The sequence below is a fragment of the Arthrobacter pascens genome, from assembly GCF_030815585.1.
In the GTDB taxonomy this organism is placed as follows: Bacteria; Actinomycetota; Actinomycetes; order Actinomycetales; family Micrococcaceae; genus Arthrobacter; species Arthrobacter pascens_A.
The window spans coordinates 2,210,995-2,228,489 of sequence record NZ_JAUSWY010000001.1 but is presented as its reverse complement, the minus strand read 5'-3'; the positions used below and the strand labels follow the sequence as shown (position 1 = coordinate 2,228,489).

Here is a 17,495-nt window from a genome sequence, read left to right as displayed (position 1 = left end):
GACCTTGAGCCGGCCGACAAATCGTCGGTAAGACAGTGCCGCCAGGCACGTCAGTTTTTTGCTGAGTCACGCCGGCTCAAGACCTTTTCCAGTATTACCGTCTTTTGGTTGCTGTCCTTATGTTGTTACCGGGCTCAGTTCCGCGGCCGTTGTAGGGTCGTGGCTACCCAGGGGAGGCGGGTATGGCTTTGGTTGCTGTGCCGGACGGTCTCGTGACGGCTTCGAAGGATTGGCCGCCCGCCACCCCGCGATGACCCGACCGCTAATTGAGAGACGCGACATGATCGCCGGATAAGGACACGACGGCGCGGTTATCTGCTGGGCCCTTTCCATCCAACAGACTGGAGGCTGTTCTTGGTGCAAATATGGGCCGGCATCGACGCCGGCAAAGCCCATCACCACTGCGTCGTGATCGACGCCGCCGGAAACCGGCTGCTCTCACAAAAAATCCCCAACGACGAACCAGCCCTGCTCCAACTCCTCGCCACCGTCCTCGAGATGGCAAACGGCGATGACGTGGTGTGGGCGACCGACCTGAATCACGGCGGAGCTGCACTGCTGATCGCACTGCTCATCGGCCACGGGCAGAATATTCTGTATATCCCCGGCCGTACCGTTCACCATGCCTCGCGTATCTACCGCGGTGATGGGAAAACCGATGCCAAAGACGCCGCCGTCATCGCAGACCAGGCCCGGATGCGCCGCGACCTGCAACCCCTGCGTGCCGGGGATGAGATCAGCACCGGCCTGCGGCTCCTCACTGCTCGGCGAGCCGACAAGTCCGCGGACCGGGTCCGGGCGATCAACCGTCTGCAGGCCCAACTGCTGGAATATTTCCCCGCGCTGGAAGGGGCCTTCGAGTACAGCCGATCCAGAGCCGCGCTGTTGCTGCTGACAAAACACCGCACGCCGGACGGGATCCGCCGAGCCGGCCAAGCCAGGATCCACGCCTGGCTAAAGAAGCACGGTGTCCGCTCCTCGGCAGCCGTCGCCGCAGCTGCCGTAGAGGCCGCAAAAACCCAGCACACCACCGTCCCTGCCCAGCACATGGGGGAGGAGATCGTCGCCGCACTCGCCCAGGAAATCCTCACCCTGAACGAGGAGCTCGCCAAACTCGATGCGCTAATCAGCGAGAAAGTAGCCGAACACCAGCACACCGAGGTGCTGTTGAGCATGCCAGGGTTCGGCCCAGTCCTCGCCGCCGAATTCCTTGGCGCCACCGGCGGTGACCTCACCGTCTTCCAGACCGCCGACCGGTTCGCCGGTGTTGTGGGTCTGGCCCCGGCACCCCGGGACTCAGGAAGGATCAGCGGCAACCACCACAGGCCCAGACGCTACGATCGACGGCTCCTCCGCGTCTTCTACCTCTCCGGGCTCTCCGCCTTGAAGTCATGCTCCGCCTCGCGCGGCTATTATGACCGCAAACGCGTGGAAGGGAAATCCCACGTCCAGGCGATGCTCTCGCTTGCCCGACGCCGGCTCAATGTCCTCTGGGCGATGCTCCGCGACGGCACAACCTACCCCGGCGCCTGCCATGGCATCGCCATTGGCAGCGTGAGCCTTCAATGACCCCCGTGGCAGAAGGTATGTTCCGTGGACCTACTCATCACAAGAAGAGTTAGGCGGTGCCAGGAGTCCCTAGTCCGAAAGTCTGATACCCCGTATGGCCGAGGCTACGGAATTGGCCCCGCGTGGGGTGCAAGCTGACCTCGCCACCCGAGCTCGAAGCCACCGATTCCCGCTCTTCTTTTGCAGTGGCGGTAAGGCCATCATGGAAGTCACAGATCTGCGGTCCAGATCGGAGTTGGTCATGATCCAAGCTCTGCTGTGCAAATTGAGTATCCGCCACGATTGGCACGTTGAACACGCCGACGACGGCGGCCTGTATAAACGTTGTCGGCGCTGCGGTAAGGACGACTCCAGCGGGGGTGGCGCAACTGACGCCTGGGCGCTGAGAAAATGGTGGTAGCTCACCCGCTTTCTCATTTCCTATGCAGCGCATCCTGTCCCTGCTGATCCGCGTTGTCCATCGCGCAGAAAGGGAATCAAGGACTTGTCATGACGCCGCCAGAGGATGAAATGAGTTTGAAGGGGCGGGCCGCAAACTACGCCGCCCCCGGTCACGGGATCCCCGGCGCATCAGTCCCAGTACTTCAAACTGAAGAGAGGCCCCGGACCATGTGCTGTAACCGCCTGAGGCCACCCGCTTAGACCTGCAACGCAGGAGAAGGGCAGGATGCACCCGTCCCAGGAAGGTCAACCAATTGGATGACCGTGGCTGCAGGTAGTTTCTCCTGGTAAAAGGTCGTGACCCTGAAGGCAGGTAGCCGACGGAGGGGGAGGGGTATCGTGTGCCACGAAGATATCGTGTGCCAGGAAGAAGAGGCTGCTGTGGCCGTGGGCTACAGCCGCATCCTCGCGCTTAAGCCAAGATGCGTGATGAACACCGGCCTTTACCCCATCATTTTGTGCACTGTGGTTGTTTCTAAATGGATTACTGACCACGGCTGACCGCGACCTTCCCGCACGACCCGTCCCTGCGTTGCAGTGATTTCCGGTACCACGAGTATAGGCTCACACCCCTCCTGGCGACAGGTAAAGTCTGGCTGGTGCTCGATCAGACTGGATGAGCTTGTCTTCGTTTGGCGACGGACTTTTGGGTAGTAGCGCTACGACTTATGTCTTGAGACGAACAGCTTTTCAAGACACCAACTCCAGAGCTCGGATAAGCCGGTGGAGTCGGCCGGAAAGCAGGGCTCCCTGCATCTCGAAAACGCGTCTCACCACCAATCGTCTCGCCGAGGGTGCATCCGGGACTTTTCGAGTCAAAATGGCCTAGAGAGGCAACTGGGCTACACGCGTGTCAGTACTTTCAGTCAGGATGCTCAGCTGCAGCTGGACGCGCTGGTAGCCGCGGGCGTGCAGAAACGCGACGTCTTCGCCGACGTCACCTCGGGCAGCAAAACGGCCATCGAGCGGCCGGGAATGAAAAAACTCCTCGAGTACGCCGAGGAGGGCGACACCGTCGTTGTCTGGCGGGTCGACCGTTTGGGCCGATCGCTGATCGACGTGCTCAACACCGTGACTCTGCTGCGTGACCGCGGCATCCACGTCCTATCCATCTCAGACGGCATCGACCCCGCGACCTCAACGGGCCGGCTGATGCTGAACATGCTCGCCACCCTCGCCGAGTATGAGCGCGAGCTGATCGTCGAGCGGGTCAATGCCGGCATCGCCGCCGCTAGGCAGAACCGGACACGATTCGGCCCGCCGGTGTCCGACCCGGCCGTCATCGCGGACAAGCTGGCGATCGCCCAGGACGCCCGGGCGAAGGGGCGTACAGCCGAAGACGCCGCCCGGCTCGTGGGCTGGAGCCGCGCCACGCTCTACCGCCACCAGCAAGCCCTCGCTGCACGCCAAGACAGCACCCTGTAGGTGCTGCTGAACGGCGGGTGACGGCGGGCGCCGTTTCCCAGCCTCGCCTGTCCAACACTTGGGTTAGGTGATCGGTCCTCGCTTCGCTCGGGCTGTAGAAGCGTCTTTCTGTTTTTTGCTGCTGTCCTGCGGATCGTACGTGCCCGCTCCACCGGCTCAACCGTCCTGCGGACGGCTGCACAACGGATGCCTTGTATCGGCGCTTCGCCTATTTCCTCCCACAATCCATCCGCTGCTTGCCCTTCGGGTTGCCCCGGCTCCGTCGGGCACAGCTACGCGTTGCTCCGCCAGCAGGCAAAAAACAACGGGGGAGAGGGAAGCTGGCCGGTCACCACGAGCCGCCCCACCCACCTGGAAGGAACACAACCATGAGCGAAAAGAAGTCCCGCGAGCCCTACTCGGGAACGCCGACCGAGAGGGGACCGCCCCCTAAACCACCCGCAGGAGTCCGTTGACAACATCATTGAGATTCCTTCGGATTCTAGGCGTCCGCTCCACCCCGTCTAGCCCCTCCTTCGTCGGGGCCTGCGGCGTGCGAATTTCCCTCCGGCGCTCCTTGAGAATGGCCCATTCATCTGCTGAAAGCTGATGGGCCTCGGTCCTCGAACCATTGAGATGTGCACGAGCGGCATAATGCTTTCCCCCCACAACCTGGCCAAAGCGTCCAGCCTTCTGTGGATTCCGGCGTGAACGACTGGCTTACCAACCTAATTGCAGACAGTGTGACACCTGCCGCTGACAGAATTATGGATGCGGGGGCCAACGTCATCGTCCCAGTCTCAAGGAAACGGGACACCCCTGAGACCGAGCGGACAGGTCAGCCGGCAACAGGAATGCTATTCCCGGTGCGGTCAACGGCCGGATATACATACTTCCGGTAGTATCCCTTCCCTGGGACAAAAACTGACGATCCTTGGCTATCAGCCTGAGAGGAACGCATGCCTGAATTCGCTGTACTGATCTACGCCAACGACTCCTTGCACGCACCTAACGCCACGAAAGAGGAGCTCAAGGAGTGCGACGAGCACTTCGACTCTCTCGTCGCCACCGGTCGCATGCACATCGCGTATGCCCTCACGCCGCGGGACCAGGCGCGCACGATCCGAACGGCCGGCCCCGCAGACGGCCCTTATGGCGCGGGCGGTGACGTCGTCGCCGGGTTCTACATCCTGAATGCGACGGATATCGACGAAGCGCTAGACCTGGCCCGCAAAGATCCTTCCATCCTCACCGGCGGTGGAGTGGAGGTCCGTCCTGTGCACAGCGGCGGAGTCGTCGCCCGTACCTGAGGGAACGCTGTCGAAATCCACCCATGCCGTTCGTTGCAAAGGTGACTTGACCGCCAGGACCGCGGGGGAGTGTCCCAATGGGAGGTCCCGTTTCCAAGGAACTGGGACGTTCTCCGGCCGCACCCTAATTGCAGGTGTGCAGTACCTTCACAGCTGCGTCTGTGAGTGCGGGAATGGCCTGACACCAGATGGGGGCCCCGGGCGTAGGTTACATGGTTGCCAAGTCACGCTGAGCGTAGAATTTAAGCGGTCGTGGGAGCGTCCGCCTCAGTACTGACCTGCCTCTATAGAGGGGTTCCATCATGCTCAATACGCTGCTTTGCAAGTTGAACCTAGGGCACCACTGGTTGACCGAGACGGGCCAGAATGGGACCTTTCGCCGGCGCTGCACGAAGTGCGGAAAACTTGATCGTCGTACTTCCACGTGGTCGGGACACCTTGCCGAGGGGGACCGTCATCCCCACCAGGACAGCCGGAAATACTTCTGACAAGCCGGATGCGATACTTTGCCAGTGACATCGCTGCTGGAAACCATTGGCCCGTTATGAGATGACGGCGTCATGGGCGGTGTGGCCTCCGTCCGCGTCGTATGTCCGGATGAGCGACATTTCCTTCCCTTTTGGGGACCTTGACGGGGTTCTCCACGCTCGCTCGGTCATCCTTGCGCTAAGTCCTGGATTCTTAAAACACGCCTGGTGCAGAGGAGTACCGAGCGGCGAGTGTTCACAAGTCATCTGCACAAGCCCCGAAACCACGGGAAGGTTTATGCAGTCAGCTTCTGAAAGTGACAATCCCGACCGAGGGGGGTGTCCCACTGGAACTGTCCCGGTTCTAAGGAAATGGGACAAAATTGCCGGAAGTGGGCCAGGATGCTGCAATCCATACCAGCCGGTTGCTCGTCAGTAGGCTGAGCTATCAGGTATTCTCCAGGAGACGGGAGTTCTCGCATCCACTTCTACTCCCGTGCTTTTAACGCCGATAATGGACGTTATGACCCTCTGACCAGAAGTCATCTAGGCGGTTACGTCAACCTACTCTTGACTTCCGACTTCCGACAGCGGAAATTCCAGGCCCAGAGGCCCGCCTGGTGACGTAATGTACTGGTCTTTCCAAGCCGGGTCTATGATGACGAGAGTCTTGTCATTACTCTCAAACTCTTCGCTGTAGTAATGCTGAATCGCCTTCTTTTCCAGCTCACTTAGGGAAGTGGACGAATCAAGTACATCTATCAGTTCATTGACTGCCCTGAATCCAAAGCTCGACGGTCGCCCACGGAGCACTCTGTATGCCTTGGTTGTGAAGGATTGACCCTTATACCTATCATCGGCTGTGGTCGGCAGTGGATTTATAACTGGGACAGTTAGGGCTTTATCGAAGTCCCGGACTACTGCAAGCAACTCATCTATCTTCTCGGAATCAGTTCTGTCAGGGGTTTTTACACTTGACCTCGCACGTGCCTTAAGGTTTTCAATGGCGGTGGCCAAATCATCCCATTCGTTGTCGATCCGAGCGTCGAGGGTATCCTGGCGGATATTGGGCCCATATTCGTTCAAGGACTTCATGAGCGACTTAAAACCTTCTTTGTCTGCCATTTTCATTTGAAAACTCTTGAAGGGACCAACTACTTGGTTGGTGTCATCGAAGTTGAGCAGGAGAACTCCGAGACGCTTCCTTCGGTCACCGACTTGGCGCGATAGTGCGCCAGCCTCATAGTTAAGCCATTGCTCCATCTGGTTCTCCTTCGAGACGCAAATGATCCCGAAGTCTGTATCCGTCAATTCTTCTTCGATTTGAGCTAGCCACTGCTCGCCCGCAGGTATTTCAGGGCTATAGAACGTGGTGACTGTGTCGAACAGCCGGCCGATGACCTCATTGAGGACACCGGCAAAGTCGCACGTGTTCTTAGACCAGCTAATAAAGACTTTCAAATTCCCCCACTAATGCTTGAGTACTCTGCCAAGGATATCAATCGACCGTCCCTTCATGGCGGCGAAGAGGTGAGAGGTTACCTAGCCTTCGGCCGTCGTGGTATTGATGAAGCCTTCAGGGATGCTTGTACGATCCCATGGTGGATGATTTTTGGGAATGGATCAGTGCCGCATCGTAGGGCTCAGAGAAGGTATCTGGTTATACTATCTAGCACGGCGCCCCAAGCGATTTGGTTGGTAGCTGATGAAGCAGACGCACCTATTCGGTGTCGGTTCGACTGGCAACTTGCCCTGCGGCTGTTGCTGTGAAGTGGCGACCGCTATCGGCTGGAACCGTTCTTGGATTTATGCGACCCGAGTGCGGCGCCCCCGCTTGTCGTCCGCGCCCTTGCCGCGCCTTCGTTGGGTGTGAGTGCCGTGCTGGGGTGCGTACCTTCATTCCGTGCTGCCGCTATTCTGCCTTTCACTAGTTCGTCGCTGGCGGTGCCGGCCAGGGTTGCTGCGGACGCCTGGTGATGGCCGGCCGATCCGTACTCTGCGGCCGAGCTAGTCTCGGCCTTTTCGCCCCGGTCTTTGAGTTGTTTGCTGTCGTCACCGGTGACACGGTTTTCTAGTTCGCGGCCCATCCTTCGATCCGGGCGAATGGTTCCACCTCCGTGCGTTCGTAGCGCTGCTCAATTCGAGAAGACACGGGAGTTCCCGCATCCAATGCAACTCCCGTGCTTTAAGCGCCGATAACGGATCTTTTGTCGTTCGGGGCTCAGCCCGCTCACCCGCATTTCTTACCGTTCGGGGTCATCAGTTTTACGAGTACGCTCCTCATCTTTCGGCCAGCGCCGGCTTGGCCCGTGGCTGGTCACGTCACGAACCAGCCTCGATCCATGAGATGTAGTGGAAGGAGGAATTCCTCATGACGCTCATCGATCTCAAGCCTCTGGCTTGTCCCGTCCACGCAACTTCGGGCGCCGTCGGCAGCGCCCGGTTCCAGGACCTCATGGGCGATACTTCGGGTCAGAAACGCATTGGCCACAAGACAGAGCCGAACCGTTCGTGATTTGTCAGGAAGGGCGTGTTGACAATGTCAACACGTTTGCTTTCGGACTGGGTCGTACATCGGCCGGACTGGCTCGGATTCGGTATGTTTTCTGGAGTTCCCAGTGTTGGCAGGGGCTGGAATGCGGTTCGAGTCCCACTCGGGCACAGTGTTTCCGCAGGTCAGGGGGGTTTTGGGCCTCTGACCTGTTGACAGTGTCAACAGCTTGTCCGCGGGATCGTTTTTGACGGGTGTAGGTCGCGCGGTATGAAGTTGTCGATGGCCTTCTTGTGGCCCGGGGGTCCCCTCTCTTGGATTGGTCGATCTTTTTGTGGTCCCTACTTCTTCATTACGGTGACTGGTCCGGGCTACATGACCTGGCTGCTTTTGGGGAGCAGGTATGTGCTGGCTTGTCGTCTGTTTCTTTGCTCATACCTGTTCATGGTGATGCCACAGGGCTTACTGCATGACCAATGGATTCCGTTTTTCCTCAATCTCCAGGCGGTGAGGCAGATTTCCAGGGACCATAAACCACCGGAGGCGTAACTGTGGGTGGCCCTCGCTGCCCCCATTTACGTATTCGAAGCCAAGATGCTCAGCCCTTTTCGTCCTTTCGGCCGATACCGGCTGTGCTTGGCCGGGTCGATTCTTAGGGGAAGCATCATCCCGAAGACACCAGCAGGTAACCTTGCGTCGACACAATGAGGTAGGGGAACCTATAGGAAAAGTCGAAGGGTCAGATCATGACGGGCACTGATGGCGTTGTAATGTCCTCTTACCAAGAGCTCGTACCGGGGGACGCAGTCGAAGCGTTCTTCAGGAGCACCTTGGTCCACCGCGGGCCTGTTACCGACACCGCCCCGGACCACGGACTGTTCTGGATCCTGGACACATTGACGGGAAGCAGGCGTCTTCTGGACATGTCCGAACTTGAGATCGTTCGACTGCCAGCACACTACCGTGAAGTCCGGGTAAACGCACCTGGCCGGTAGAAGCGAATACGGCCTGTCACGTGCCGTATTTCGGGGTAGCCCGTTTGTTCAAGAGTTCGAGTCGATGGATCCGCATTCAAAGGATGCACGCCCCATTCACCTGCTTATCCCTGGCGCTTAATCTGCCCCGCGGCCTGCAAGACCTCGGCGACCATAAATCCATGGATGTCACCGCTGTTCACTCGCCGTCTAGGCATCATCATCGGTACGGCTCCAGCCGCGGCCGCCCTTCGAAACCCTCACCATCCGGCGACAGGCACTGCCATCTTGCCGGAGGCTCCGGACTGCCCAACGGGGGGGGGGCACCGCGGAGCGCTGTTCCGGGACGAGGCACCTGCAGCTGGTACTTCGTCGCTGTACGGGCCTGGACCCTGCGGGTCCGCCGCGCCGCCCAGGCACCAAGCTCACCGATCGAACCCGAATATCTGGACCACATGACCCAGAGGTTTGCTGACGTCATCCGGTAGCGGAAGCAGTTTTGCGGGTGCTGGATCCCGTACATGGTACGGGGGATACGCGCCTCAGCTTGGTGCTGCGCGCCTGGGGTTCGGTCCGGGCCACTCGAACCTGTATGAGGCCAACAGGGTTGCGGAGTGAACCTGGTTCGGGTTCCGGCCCATGGCGGCATGGACCGGAACCCGGCGGTTGAGATGTGCTCAAGCGCAACCAAGAGCGAGTAGTCCGGGGCTGAAAGACGGGTAGTGCCCGCGAAAAACGAGTACCCGGAAGCCCTCGCCACGCTGGTTGGCCTCTTGTCTCGGACATAGACTGACCGAGTCTCATTCGGCCTCAACAACAATCGGAACATCTCTCGGTCTGGCGCTGGGGACGCCCGCCCTGGCAGAAGGCAGGTCGCCATGTCTGTGCGCAGTCTCCCGAATCGTCATGCTCCGCTCCGCCCGATTCGGGCGCGCAATCCGGAAGACGCCGGACCTCGATGAACCTTGGCCATCATCATGCCGGGCATGGGCCAGTGGCCTCACTGCCACACGCCCAGAATTGCCGCACATGCCCCGGCCGGAATGAACCGGGGGCGACCGAGGTGCAGCCTGCTGACCCCCGCGAAATTTCTTGTCGGTCGCCGGAACTCAGGAAATTCCGGCGAACCAACGTCCGATAACGGCCCGATAGAAGGCTTCGCGCCGTGCTCGAGGGGCACGGCGCACGATCCACCTAAAGTCAGACGCTTGCCGCGACGCCTGACAAGATAAGGGAGAAGAACCATGAACAAACCATCGCCTCGGGAACCAGGGACCACACGAGTTAGTCAGCGGCCCGCTGAGGGAGTGCCCGATGATTACTGAATCCCGAACCTTTGTGGCGTCACTTCTCGCGGCGGTAACGGTTGGCGCCTTTATTTTGTTGGGCCCAGGGGTCAGCGGTGACTCTAGGGCGGTTGCCGCACCCTCAACTGACGGGAATACCGCAGCAGCAGCCCATAACTGGGGGTCCGTCGTGACCGGGGACGAGTTCAACTACGTGGGCGCACCCGACTCGCTGAAATGGAACGTCTACAACAGCGCCGGGCACGCAGGCAACGGCCTCCGCTCACCCACCCAGGTCACCATCGACGGCACCAAGATGGTCATGAACGGGACGCCCAACGGCACAACCGCGGGCATGAGCGCCAAGTTCGCCAACCAGAAGTACGGCCGCTGGGAAGTCCGTGCCGCTGGCTCGGGTGACAACGAGTACCACATGGTCTCCATCCTGTGGCCCGACTCGGAGAACTGGCCCTGCGACGGCGAAATGGACTACGCCGAAACCACGGGTGACTGGAACGTCATCAACTTCTTCCACCACTACTCCTGCTCCAACTCGCAGACGAGCGCCTCGAAGGCACTCGACGTGAGCCAGTTCCACAACTACGCCGTTGACTGGTCACCGGCCGGTATCACCGGGTACGTGGATGGAGTCCAGTGGTTCCAGGACAACACCGTGTCGCACCAGCCCCCGGGTTCCATGCATCAGACCCTCCAGTTGGACTGGTTCCCCGACTCCACCGCTGACGGCGGTGGGGAAATGCGGGTGGACTGGGTCCGGGTATACGCCGCGGCCGGTACGGTCGTTTCCCCGCCTCCGCCCTCCGGTGACTCGTGGGAGTTCGCCGCTGTAGGTGACATGAACCCGGAAGGGAACACGTCCACCTCGTCCGCATCGGGCAAGAACGCTGCCAGCATCACCGCCAGCCTGAACGACGGGTCACTGGACAACTTCATCGGTATCGGTGACTTCCAGTACAACAAGGGCACCTGTTCGGCCCTCGGGGCGTGGAACACCCTATGGGGTGAGGTGAAAGCCAAGACGTTCTGGACGGCCGGGCCGAACCATGACGTGGAACCCGGTGTGAATGATGACTTGGACCGATACATGGACGGCCAGTGCGTGTCCACGACGAAAAGCGCAACGAACACCACTCTTGGACGGTTCCAGGACGCCCTTGAATGGTACTCGTTTGATAAGGGCACCTGGCACGTTGTGGTAGCTCCTACGGCTACGTGGCTGTACAACGCCACAAGGGCACAGGCCATGACCGCCGAGATGGACGCTGATATGAAGGCGGCGAAAGCGGCCGGGAAGCATCTGGCTGTTGTGTACCACGACCCGTACTTCACATCGGACACGTCGGCCCATAGCCGTTTCACTCAGGCCAAGCCGTGGATCGACATGTTCTGGGCGAACCGGGTCAAGGTACTCCTGTCGGGTTCACAGCACAACTATGAGCGAACCTGCCCGGTGAACAACGCGGACCAGTGCGTCCCGGACGGGATGCAGCAGTTCCAGGTGTCCACCGGCGGTATCGTTTTGCGGTCCTTCATCAGCGACCCTGCCTATGTGCAGAAGAAATTCAGCGACACGTGGGGCCATCTGAGGATGAGCCTCAAAGCTGATGGCTCCTACACGTGGGAGTTCCGCCCCGTCCATGGCGGGATGCAGACAGACAGCGGATCGAGGGAGTCGGGTACTACCCCGCCCAGTGATACGACGGCTCCGGTGGTGACGGGTACGTCTCCGGCTGCTGGTGCGACTGGTGTTGCGGTGACGGCGAATGTGACGGGGTCGTTCTCGGAGGCGATGGATGCCTCGACGGTCACGTCGGGCACGTTCACGTTGAACGAGGGGACGACGACGGTGCCGGGCCCTGTAGTGCCCGGCACCGTCGTGACGTACAACAGCACGGACAGGGCTGCGACGTTGAACCCGGGTGCGGATCTGGCGGCGGGTAAGACGTACACGGCGACGATCAGGGGCGGCTCCGGTGGGGTGAAGGATGTGGCCGGTAACGCGTTGGCGGCGGACAAGACGTGGACCTTCACCACGGCTTCCGCGGGCGGCGGCACGTCGGAGACCGTCACTCTCACGGCCACCGCTGACAGCTATGTGTCCAGCGGGGCGACGGGGACGAACTTTGGCACGAGCGTCATGTTGGGTGTGGACAACAGCCCGGTGGAGGTCACGTACTTGAAGTTCGACCTGTCGGCGTATGCGGGCAGGACGTTGCAGAGTGCGACGTTGCAGCTGCGCAGCGCCGGGAGCGGGTCAACGGGTACGCAGAACATCAAGGTCGCGGGTGACAGCTGGACCGAGGGCGGGATCACGTACAGCAACCGTCCGGCGCTCGGCACCAGCATCGGCACGCTCGGCCCGACAACGACCAACACCAGCTACAGTGTTCCGCTGACGGTCGACGGCCGCCTGACCGGTGAGCTCGGCCAACAGCTCTCACTGGGCATGGACTCCAGCAGCAGCGACGGCCTGGACCTCAACTCCAAGGAGGCCGGCAGCACGGTCGCACCCAAGCTGGTGCTCACGGTGAGCGGCGGTGGTGGTGGTGATACGACGGCTCCGACGGTGACGGGTACGTCTCCGGCTGCTGGTGCGACTGGTGTTGCGGTGACGGCGAATGTGACGGGGACGTTTTCGGAAGCGATGAATACCTCGACGGTCACGCCCAGCACGTTCACGTTGAAGGCGGGGGCGACGACGGTGCCGGCCGCTGTGTCGTACAACACCACAACCAGGGTTGCGACGTTGAACCCGGATGCGAATCTGGCGGCGGGAACGACGTACACGGCGACGATCAGGGGCGGTTCCGGTGGGGTGAAGGATGTTGCCGGTAACGCGTTGGCTGCGGATAAAACGTGGACCTTCACCACGGCTGCTGCGGGCAGCGGTGATACGACGGCTCCGACGGTGACGGGTACGTCGCCGGCTGCTACGTCTCCGGCTGCGACTGGTGTTGCGGTGACGGCGAATGTGACGGGGACGTTTTCGGAAGCGATGAATACCTCGACGGTCACGCCCAGCACGTTCACGTTGAAGGCGGGGGCGACGACGGTGCCGGCCGCTGTGTCGTACAACACCACAACCAGGGTTGCGACCTTGAACCCGGATGCGAATCTGGCGGCGGGAACGACGTACACGGCGACGATCACGGTTGGGGTGAAGGATGTTGCCGGTAACGCGTTGGCGGCGCCCAAGACGTGGAACTTCACCACGGCTGCTGCGGGCACGTCGGAGACCGTCACTCTCACGGCCACCGCTGACAGCTATGTGTCCAGCGGGGCGACGGGGACGAACTTTGGCACGAGCGTCATGTTGGGTGTGGACAACAGCCCGGTGGAGGTCACGTACTTGAAGTTCGACCTGTCGGCGTATGCGGGCAGGACGTTGCAGAGTGCGACGTTGCAGCTGCGCAGCGCCGGGAGCGGGTCAACGGGTACGCAGAACATCAAGGTCGCGGGTGACAGCTGGACCGAGGGCGGGATCACGTACAGCAACCGTCCGGCGCTCGGCACCAGCATCGGCACGCTCGGCCCAACAACGACCAACACCAACTACAACGTTCCGCTGACGGTCAGCGGCCTGACCGGTGAGCTCGGCCAACAGCTCTCACTGGGCATGGACGCCAACAGCAGCGACGGCCTGGACCTCAACTCCAAGGAGGCCGGCAGCACGCTCGCACCCAAGCTCATCCTCACGATGACGAAGTAGGCGGACCCCATCGACACGGCCGACACCGTCCACACCAGCAACACCATCTGACCGACGCCGTCCAGACAGAGGGACCATGCGCACCTGGCAGACCAAGACTAAGACCAGTGCGTTGCACTTTGATATCCATGGCCGCGTTAGGATCCGCGTTGACGCGGAGGCGCCGGCTAGGCACCGTACGCGGGAGCTACTGCCTGCGGGGTGTGCCCTCCGTTCGATGCTTCACGCCCGGTTGGAGTCTCGGATTGTTTGTCTGCACAACGAAGGACCGCACCCCGCCAACGTGGGTGCGGTCGGTGGTTGGACAGCCTGAAGCGGCGAATTTGATGGGTGTGTAGAATGCGCACACTTTTCATTTCGGACTGGGCCGTACATCGGTCGGATTGGCTCGGATTGCGTATGTTTTCTGGAGTTCCCAGTGTTTGCAAGGGCTGGAATGCGGTTCGAGTCCCACCTCGGGCACAGTGTTGTCAACAGGTCAGAGGCCCTTTGGGCCTCTGACCTGTTGACAGTGTCAACGCCCTGTCCATGGGGTCTTTTTAACGGGTGGCGGTCATGCCGTGTTTATCGGGGGCCGTGCTTGTGGCCGGATCCTTCCTTTCCTTCTGTCGGCGAATTTTCGGCTTGCTACTCCTTCATTGCGGGGCCGGGTCCTGGCAACATGATTTGTTTCGAGCCGGGGGAGTGACGCTTCGCCGGCTTGTGGTCTCTTTCTCGTCTCACGCATGTTCATGGTGATGGCGTTGGGCTACTGCATGACCAACGGGTTGCATTCGTCTTCTTGTCCAGGCTCGATCGGCAAGCTAGTTGTCCCCTGACCCCAAGCATCGGGATTCCCGCTGGCAGGGCGGCCTGGTACTCGGGCTCTGCCTCCAGGCCTTCCAGTTCGCGGCCATAGGATCGGGGCGTCGTTCTTGTAGCGGAGCTACCGCTTGGGGCCCTGGTTGCGCGCAGGCCCCAGCGACGATGAAGCATCAGAATGACAGGCAGCGATGATTCGTCTGATCACTCGGGACAGTTGGAACAAGGCAGTGTGTGTCGTGCGGTGTAGATTTTTGCAGTGAGAAAGCCATGTGTTAACGGGAGCCAGCCCAGAATGAACCCCTGGTGCTCGTATGAGGCTCGCGGAGTTCTTGAGTCCAGTTGTGGGTTGTCGTCGACTTTCTTGATGCGAAATGGGCTCGATCGCCCGAATTCTGTGCCAGCAAGCCAAAATTCCACCCCTTAGATAGGCTGTCCCAGTGACAGACGAGATAGAGTGGCCCGCCTTGCCAGCTCCTCACGCACGCGGCCAGGGCTGCGGCCGTGACCGTCTCACGCGCTGGCGCTAATCCGCCCACGCGTGCCGAACTCAACTGCATTGAAACCGCCGCAGAGGACGCTCCTGCCGTCGAACTGACGGGTGCGGAGCTTGACAGCAACTGAAAGGCAGCCATGAAAACGCATGATCCATTTGCACCAACATCCGGGATCGAATCCTTCGAAGTCATCAGCGAATCCTTCGAGGATGGACAGGTTCTTCCGGAAGCCCAACGCAGCGCCGTCCTGGGAGCCGGCGGGCGGGACGAATCGCCCCAGCTCACCTGGTCGGGCGCGCCCGAGGGAACCAGGAGCTACGCAGTCACCGTCTTCGACCCCGATGCCCCAGGCGCGGGCTACTGGCATTGGGCTGTGGTGAACATCCCGGCAGACGTCACCTCCCTCCCGGCCGGTGCAGGTTCCCGGGACAACTCCCGGTTACCGTCTGGTGCAGTGCAATTGAAGAACGATGCCGGATTTGTCGGTTTCGTGGGAGCTGCCCCTCCTCCCGGGCACGGTCAGCACCGGTATTTGCTGGTGGTCCACGCCATGGATGTTGAGCGACTGGACCTGCGCACTGATGACACCCCCGCCGCCCTGCAATCCGCGCTCTCCACCCACACCTTGGGCCGGGCGAGGCTGACGGGAACCTTCGAACGCCGCTAGGGTGTGTCTCCCAAGCCCCGAGGCTGTTGTCCGGAATGCTTGATGGGTGTCTCGTATTTCTATGTTTTGACTGCTGGGCAGTGGGCCCTTATTTAGCGTTGCCGTCTTCTATTGGTCGCCGGGGTCGCCCCTTCCGGGACGACCGGCGGGTGGTCGAGGGGCATTATTTACCGATACCGCTGCGGGATCGCTTGGCGGGATGGGCCGGCCGAGTTGGTCCGTGGCAGACGCTTTGGAAGTGGCACCGCCGCTACAGCGGTGACGGAACTTGGGACAGTATCCTGGCCGCGATGTTGACGGTCGCAGATCGGCGTTGCCAACTTAACTGAGACAGGACCCTTGCTGGTACTGTTTTGGTACCATTGGTGGATGGCTATGAATCTGCGTGTTCCCGAAGATCTTAATCGGCGTTTGGACCAGCTGGCCGCAGAGGAACATACGTCGAAGTCTGCGTTGTTGCTCCAGGGTGCAGAGCTGGTCCTGCAGCGTCACCATCGGACCCGTGATATCGGCGAGGGTCTGGATTTCGTGTTGAGCCATGATGCCGAGCTTTTGACGCGCCTTGAGGATGCGTGACCGAGTACCTCGAGATTGAGGACGCTTTGCAGGTCGTTGACCGGTTTGGATTCCATGTCCGTGATATCGGGCTTCTGGCCTCGGCACTGGCGAGGCCGGCAACCACTGTGATGGGGGTGGAAGCCTATCCGCAGTTAGCGATGAAGGCGGCGGCTCTCATGGAGTCGGTTGCGCGGTTTCACCCCCTGATCGATGGCAATAAACGCACGGCCTGGACGCTGATGGTTCTGATGCTCTGGATCAACGGCTACCGGCATGACTTCAGCACTGACGAGGCCTTCAATCTCGTCGTGCGTGTGGCAGCCGGCGACATCACACTGCGGGACAGCGCGGGGACGATTGCGACCCACCTCGTCAGACGGTAGCCGTGCGTTCACGTGCAGTTCGGAGATGCTTCGAAGTGGCAAAAAGAGAGTGTTGACACTGTCAACACATTCGGCGTCGGACTGGGCCATATATCGGCCGGACTGCCTCGGATTGCTTATGTTTTCTGGAGTTCCCAGTGTTTACAAGGTTTGGAATGCGGTTCGAGTCCCACCTCGGGCACAGTGGATCCCCTCGCCAGAGGGGATTTTGTTTTTAACGTGTGTACAAAGCTTGTGGTGGCGTCCCTCTGACGCTAGGTTCGCGGGTTGTGGCCTGGCCGCCGCGGGGCCTGTTTAGGTGTGTGGGGTGGCGGGTTCAAGTCCCTGGCTAGTGGGCCTTGCGCCTGCTGTGGAGCTGTTGAATGGTTCCTCGTTCCTGTTTTTCCTGGTTGGTCGGGGTGGCCAAACACCAGTTCATGGTTCGGGGTTGTGGGCACAACATGACGTCGCCGACTTTGGTGCGAAATTCTTTTTGAAGGGCTCCTCTTACATGTCGCGGGAGCCGTATGTGCTCGTTTTGTCCTGCCAAAGTGTGTGTGGACATTGTCCACACTTACGTCTGCTTTATGGGTCTGCCGGTGGCTAGGGAAGAGCGCCGAAGCGAATACTCTTCCTTCACCGTCGCGCTGGATCCCTTCTCCGGTATGGCGAGGCAAACACGATTCGCGTCGATGCCCGCGTGCACGACGACTCCCGCTGGTATAGCGGCGGGGGTATGTATCGCGACACGCATCTTGGGGCCGGACGGCGTCGTATGCGCGCAGGGAATCGCACCCGTCACGGTCCTGGCCGGAGCGACTCCGTGACCCGGCTGCGGCTGTACGTCCGCTCCGCCGCGCTGTGTGGAGTGGATCATCCGCACCTTTATCGCGCTGTGGTCACTGCGGCACGCGACCACGTAGAAATTGACGAGAAGA

General features: G+C 60.6%; 10 protein-coding genes and 2 pseudogenes. 11 read left to right on the top strand and 1 reads right to left on the bottom strand.

Annotation, left to right across the window (positions count from 1 at the left end; all coding sequences use genetic code 11):
* Nucleotides 1–354: 354 nt before the first annotated feature.
* The 3 genes from QFZ30_RS10385 (at nucleotide 355) to QFZ30_RS10375 (ending at nucleotide 4,724) form a co-directional block, all read left to right on the top strand.
* Nucleotides 355–1,569 (top strand): IS110 family transposase, encoded by a 1,215-nt coding sequence (locus QFZ30_RS10385; RefSeq protein WP_307075904.1) that lies wholly within the window; start codon nucleotides 355–357, stop codon nucleotides 1,567–1,569.
* 1,278 nt (nucleotides 1,570–2,847) lie between these two features.
* Nucleotides 2,848–3,435 (top strand): recombinase family protein, encoded by a 588-nt coding sequence (locus QFZ30_RS10380; RefSeq protein WP_307080192.1) that lies wholly within the window; start codon nucleotides 2,848–2,850, stop codon nucleotides 3,433–3,435.
* Between the two features lie 938 nt (nucleotides 3,436–4,373).
* On the top strand, nucleotides 4,374–4,724 hold the full coding sequence (locus QFZ30_RS10375; protein ID WP_307075902.1) for a YciI family protein: 351 nt from the start codon (nucleotides 4,374–4,376) through the stop codon (nucleotides 4,722–4,724).
* 1,031 nt (nucleotides 4,725–5,755) lie between these two features.
* Here the strand turns inward: QFZ30_RS10375 and QFZ30_RS10370 are convergent.
* Nucleotides 5,756–6,652, bottom strand: a complete 897-nt coding sequence (locus QFZ30_RS10370; RefSeq protein WP_307075900.1) for a TIR domain-containing protein — start codon at nucleotides 6,650–6,652, stop codon at nucleotides 5,756–5,758.
* A 910-nt stretch (nucleotides 6,653–7,562) separates the two neighbouring features.
* Between QFZ30_RS10370 and QFZ30_RS10365 the strand changes: the two genes are divergently transcribed.
* The 8 genes and pseudogenes from QFZ30_RS10365 (at nucleotide 7,563) to QFZ30_RS10335 (ending at nucleotide 16,578) form a co-directional block, all read left to right on the top strand.
* Nucleotides 7,563–7,706 carry a hypothetical protein gene (locus QFZ30_RS10365; RefSeq protein WP_307075898.1) on the top strand — a complete coding sequence of 48 codons (144 nt, stop codon included), beginning with the start codon at nucleotides 7,563–7,565 and terminating at the stop codon, nucleotides 7,704–7,706.
* Nucleotides 7,707–8,428: 722 nt separating this feature from the next.
* Nucleotides 8,429–8,677 (top strand): hypothetical protein, encoded by a 249-nt coding sequence (locus QFZ30_RS10360; protein WP_307075896.1) that lies wholly within the window; start codon nucleotides 8,429–8,431, stop codon nucleotides 8,675–8,677.
* 1,293 nt (nucleotides 8,678–9,970) lie between these two features.
* On the top strand, nucleotides 9,971–13,672 hold the full coding sequence (locus QFZ30_RS10355; RefSeq protein WP_307075894.1) for an Ig-like domain-containing protein: 3,702 nt from the start codon (nucleotides 9,971–9,973) through the stop codon (nucleotides 13,670–13,672).
* Nucleotides 13,673–14,947: 1,275 nt separating this feature from the next.
* Nucleotides 14,948–15,097, top strand: a pseudogene (locus QFZ30_RS21985) (carbohydrate kinase); the annotation flags it as partial.
* A 9-nt stretch (nucleotides 15,098–15,106) separates the two neighbouring features.
* The gene (locus tag QFZ30_RS10350; protein ID WP_307075893.1) at nucleotides 15,107–15,637 is read left to right on the top strand and encodes a YbhB/YbcL family Raf kinase inhibitor-like protein; all 531 of its coding nucleotides are present in this window, start codon (nucleotides 15,107–15,109) and stop codon (nucleotides 15,635–15,637) included.
* A 98-nt stretch (nucleotides 15,638–15,735) separates the two neighbouring features.
* Nucleotides 15,736–15,945, top strand: a pseudogene (locus QFZ30_RS10345) (transposase); the annotation flags it as partial.
* Between the two features lie 61 nt (nucleotides 15,946–16,006).
* Entirely contained in the window at nucleotides 16,007–16,213 is a 207-nt protein-coding gene (locus tag QFZ30_RS10340) for a ribbon-helix-helix protein, CopG family (protein WP_307075891.1), read from the top strand.
* On the top strand, nucleotides 16,210–16,578 hold the full coding sequence (locus QFZ30_RS10335; protein ID WP_307075889.1) for a type II toxin-antitoxin system death-on-curing family toxin: 369 nt from the start codon (nucleotides 16,210–16,212) through the stop codon (nucleotides 16,576–16,578). The genes QFZ30_RS10340 and QFZ30_RS10335 overlap by 4 nt, the downstream gene beginning before the upstream one ends.
* Nucleotides 16,579–17,495: the final 917 nt, after the last annotated feature.

Excerpts from the sequence above, each read along its gene's own strand:
- QFZ30_RS10375 (WP_307075902.1), top strand. The coding sequence starts at position 4,374 with ATGCCTGAATTCGCTGTACTGATCTACGCCAACGACTCCTTGCACGCA.
- QFZ30_RS10365 (WP_307075898.1), top strand. The coding sequence starts at position 7,563 with ATGACGCTCATCGATCTCAAGCCTCTGGCTTGTCCCGTCCACGCAACT.
- QFZ30_RS10360 (WP_307075896.1), top strand. The coding sequence starts at position 8,429 with ATGACGGGCACTGATGGCGTTGTAATGTCCTCTTACCAAGAGCTCGTA.
- QFZ30_RS10355 (WP_307075894.1), top strand. The coding sequence starts at position 9,971 with ATGATTACTGAATCCCGAACCTTTGTGGCGTCACTTCTCGCGGCGGTA.
- QFZ30_RS10350 (WP_307075893.1), top strand. The coding sequence starts at position 15,107 with ATGAAAACGCATGATCCATTTGCACCAACATCCGGGATCGAATCCTTC.
- QFZ30_RS10340 (WP_307075891.1), top strand. The coding sequence starts at position 16,007 with ATGGCTATGAATCTGCGTGTTCCCGAAGATCTTAATCGGCGTTTGGAC.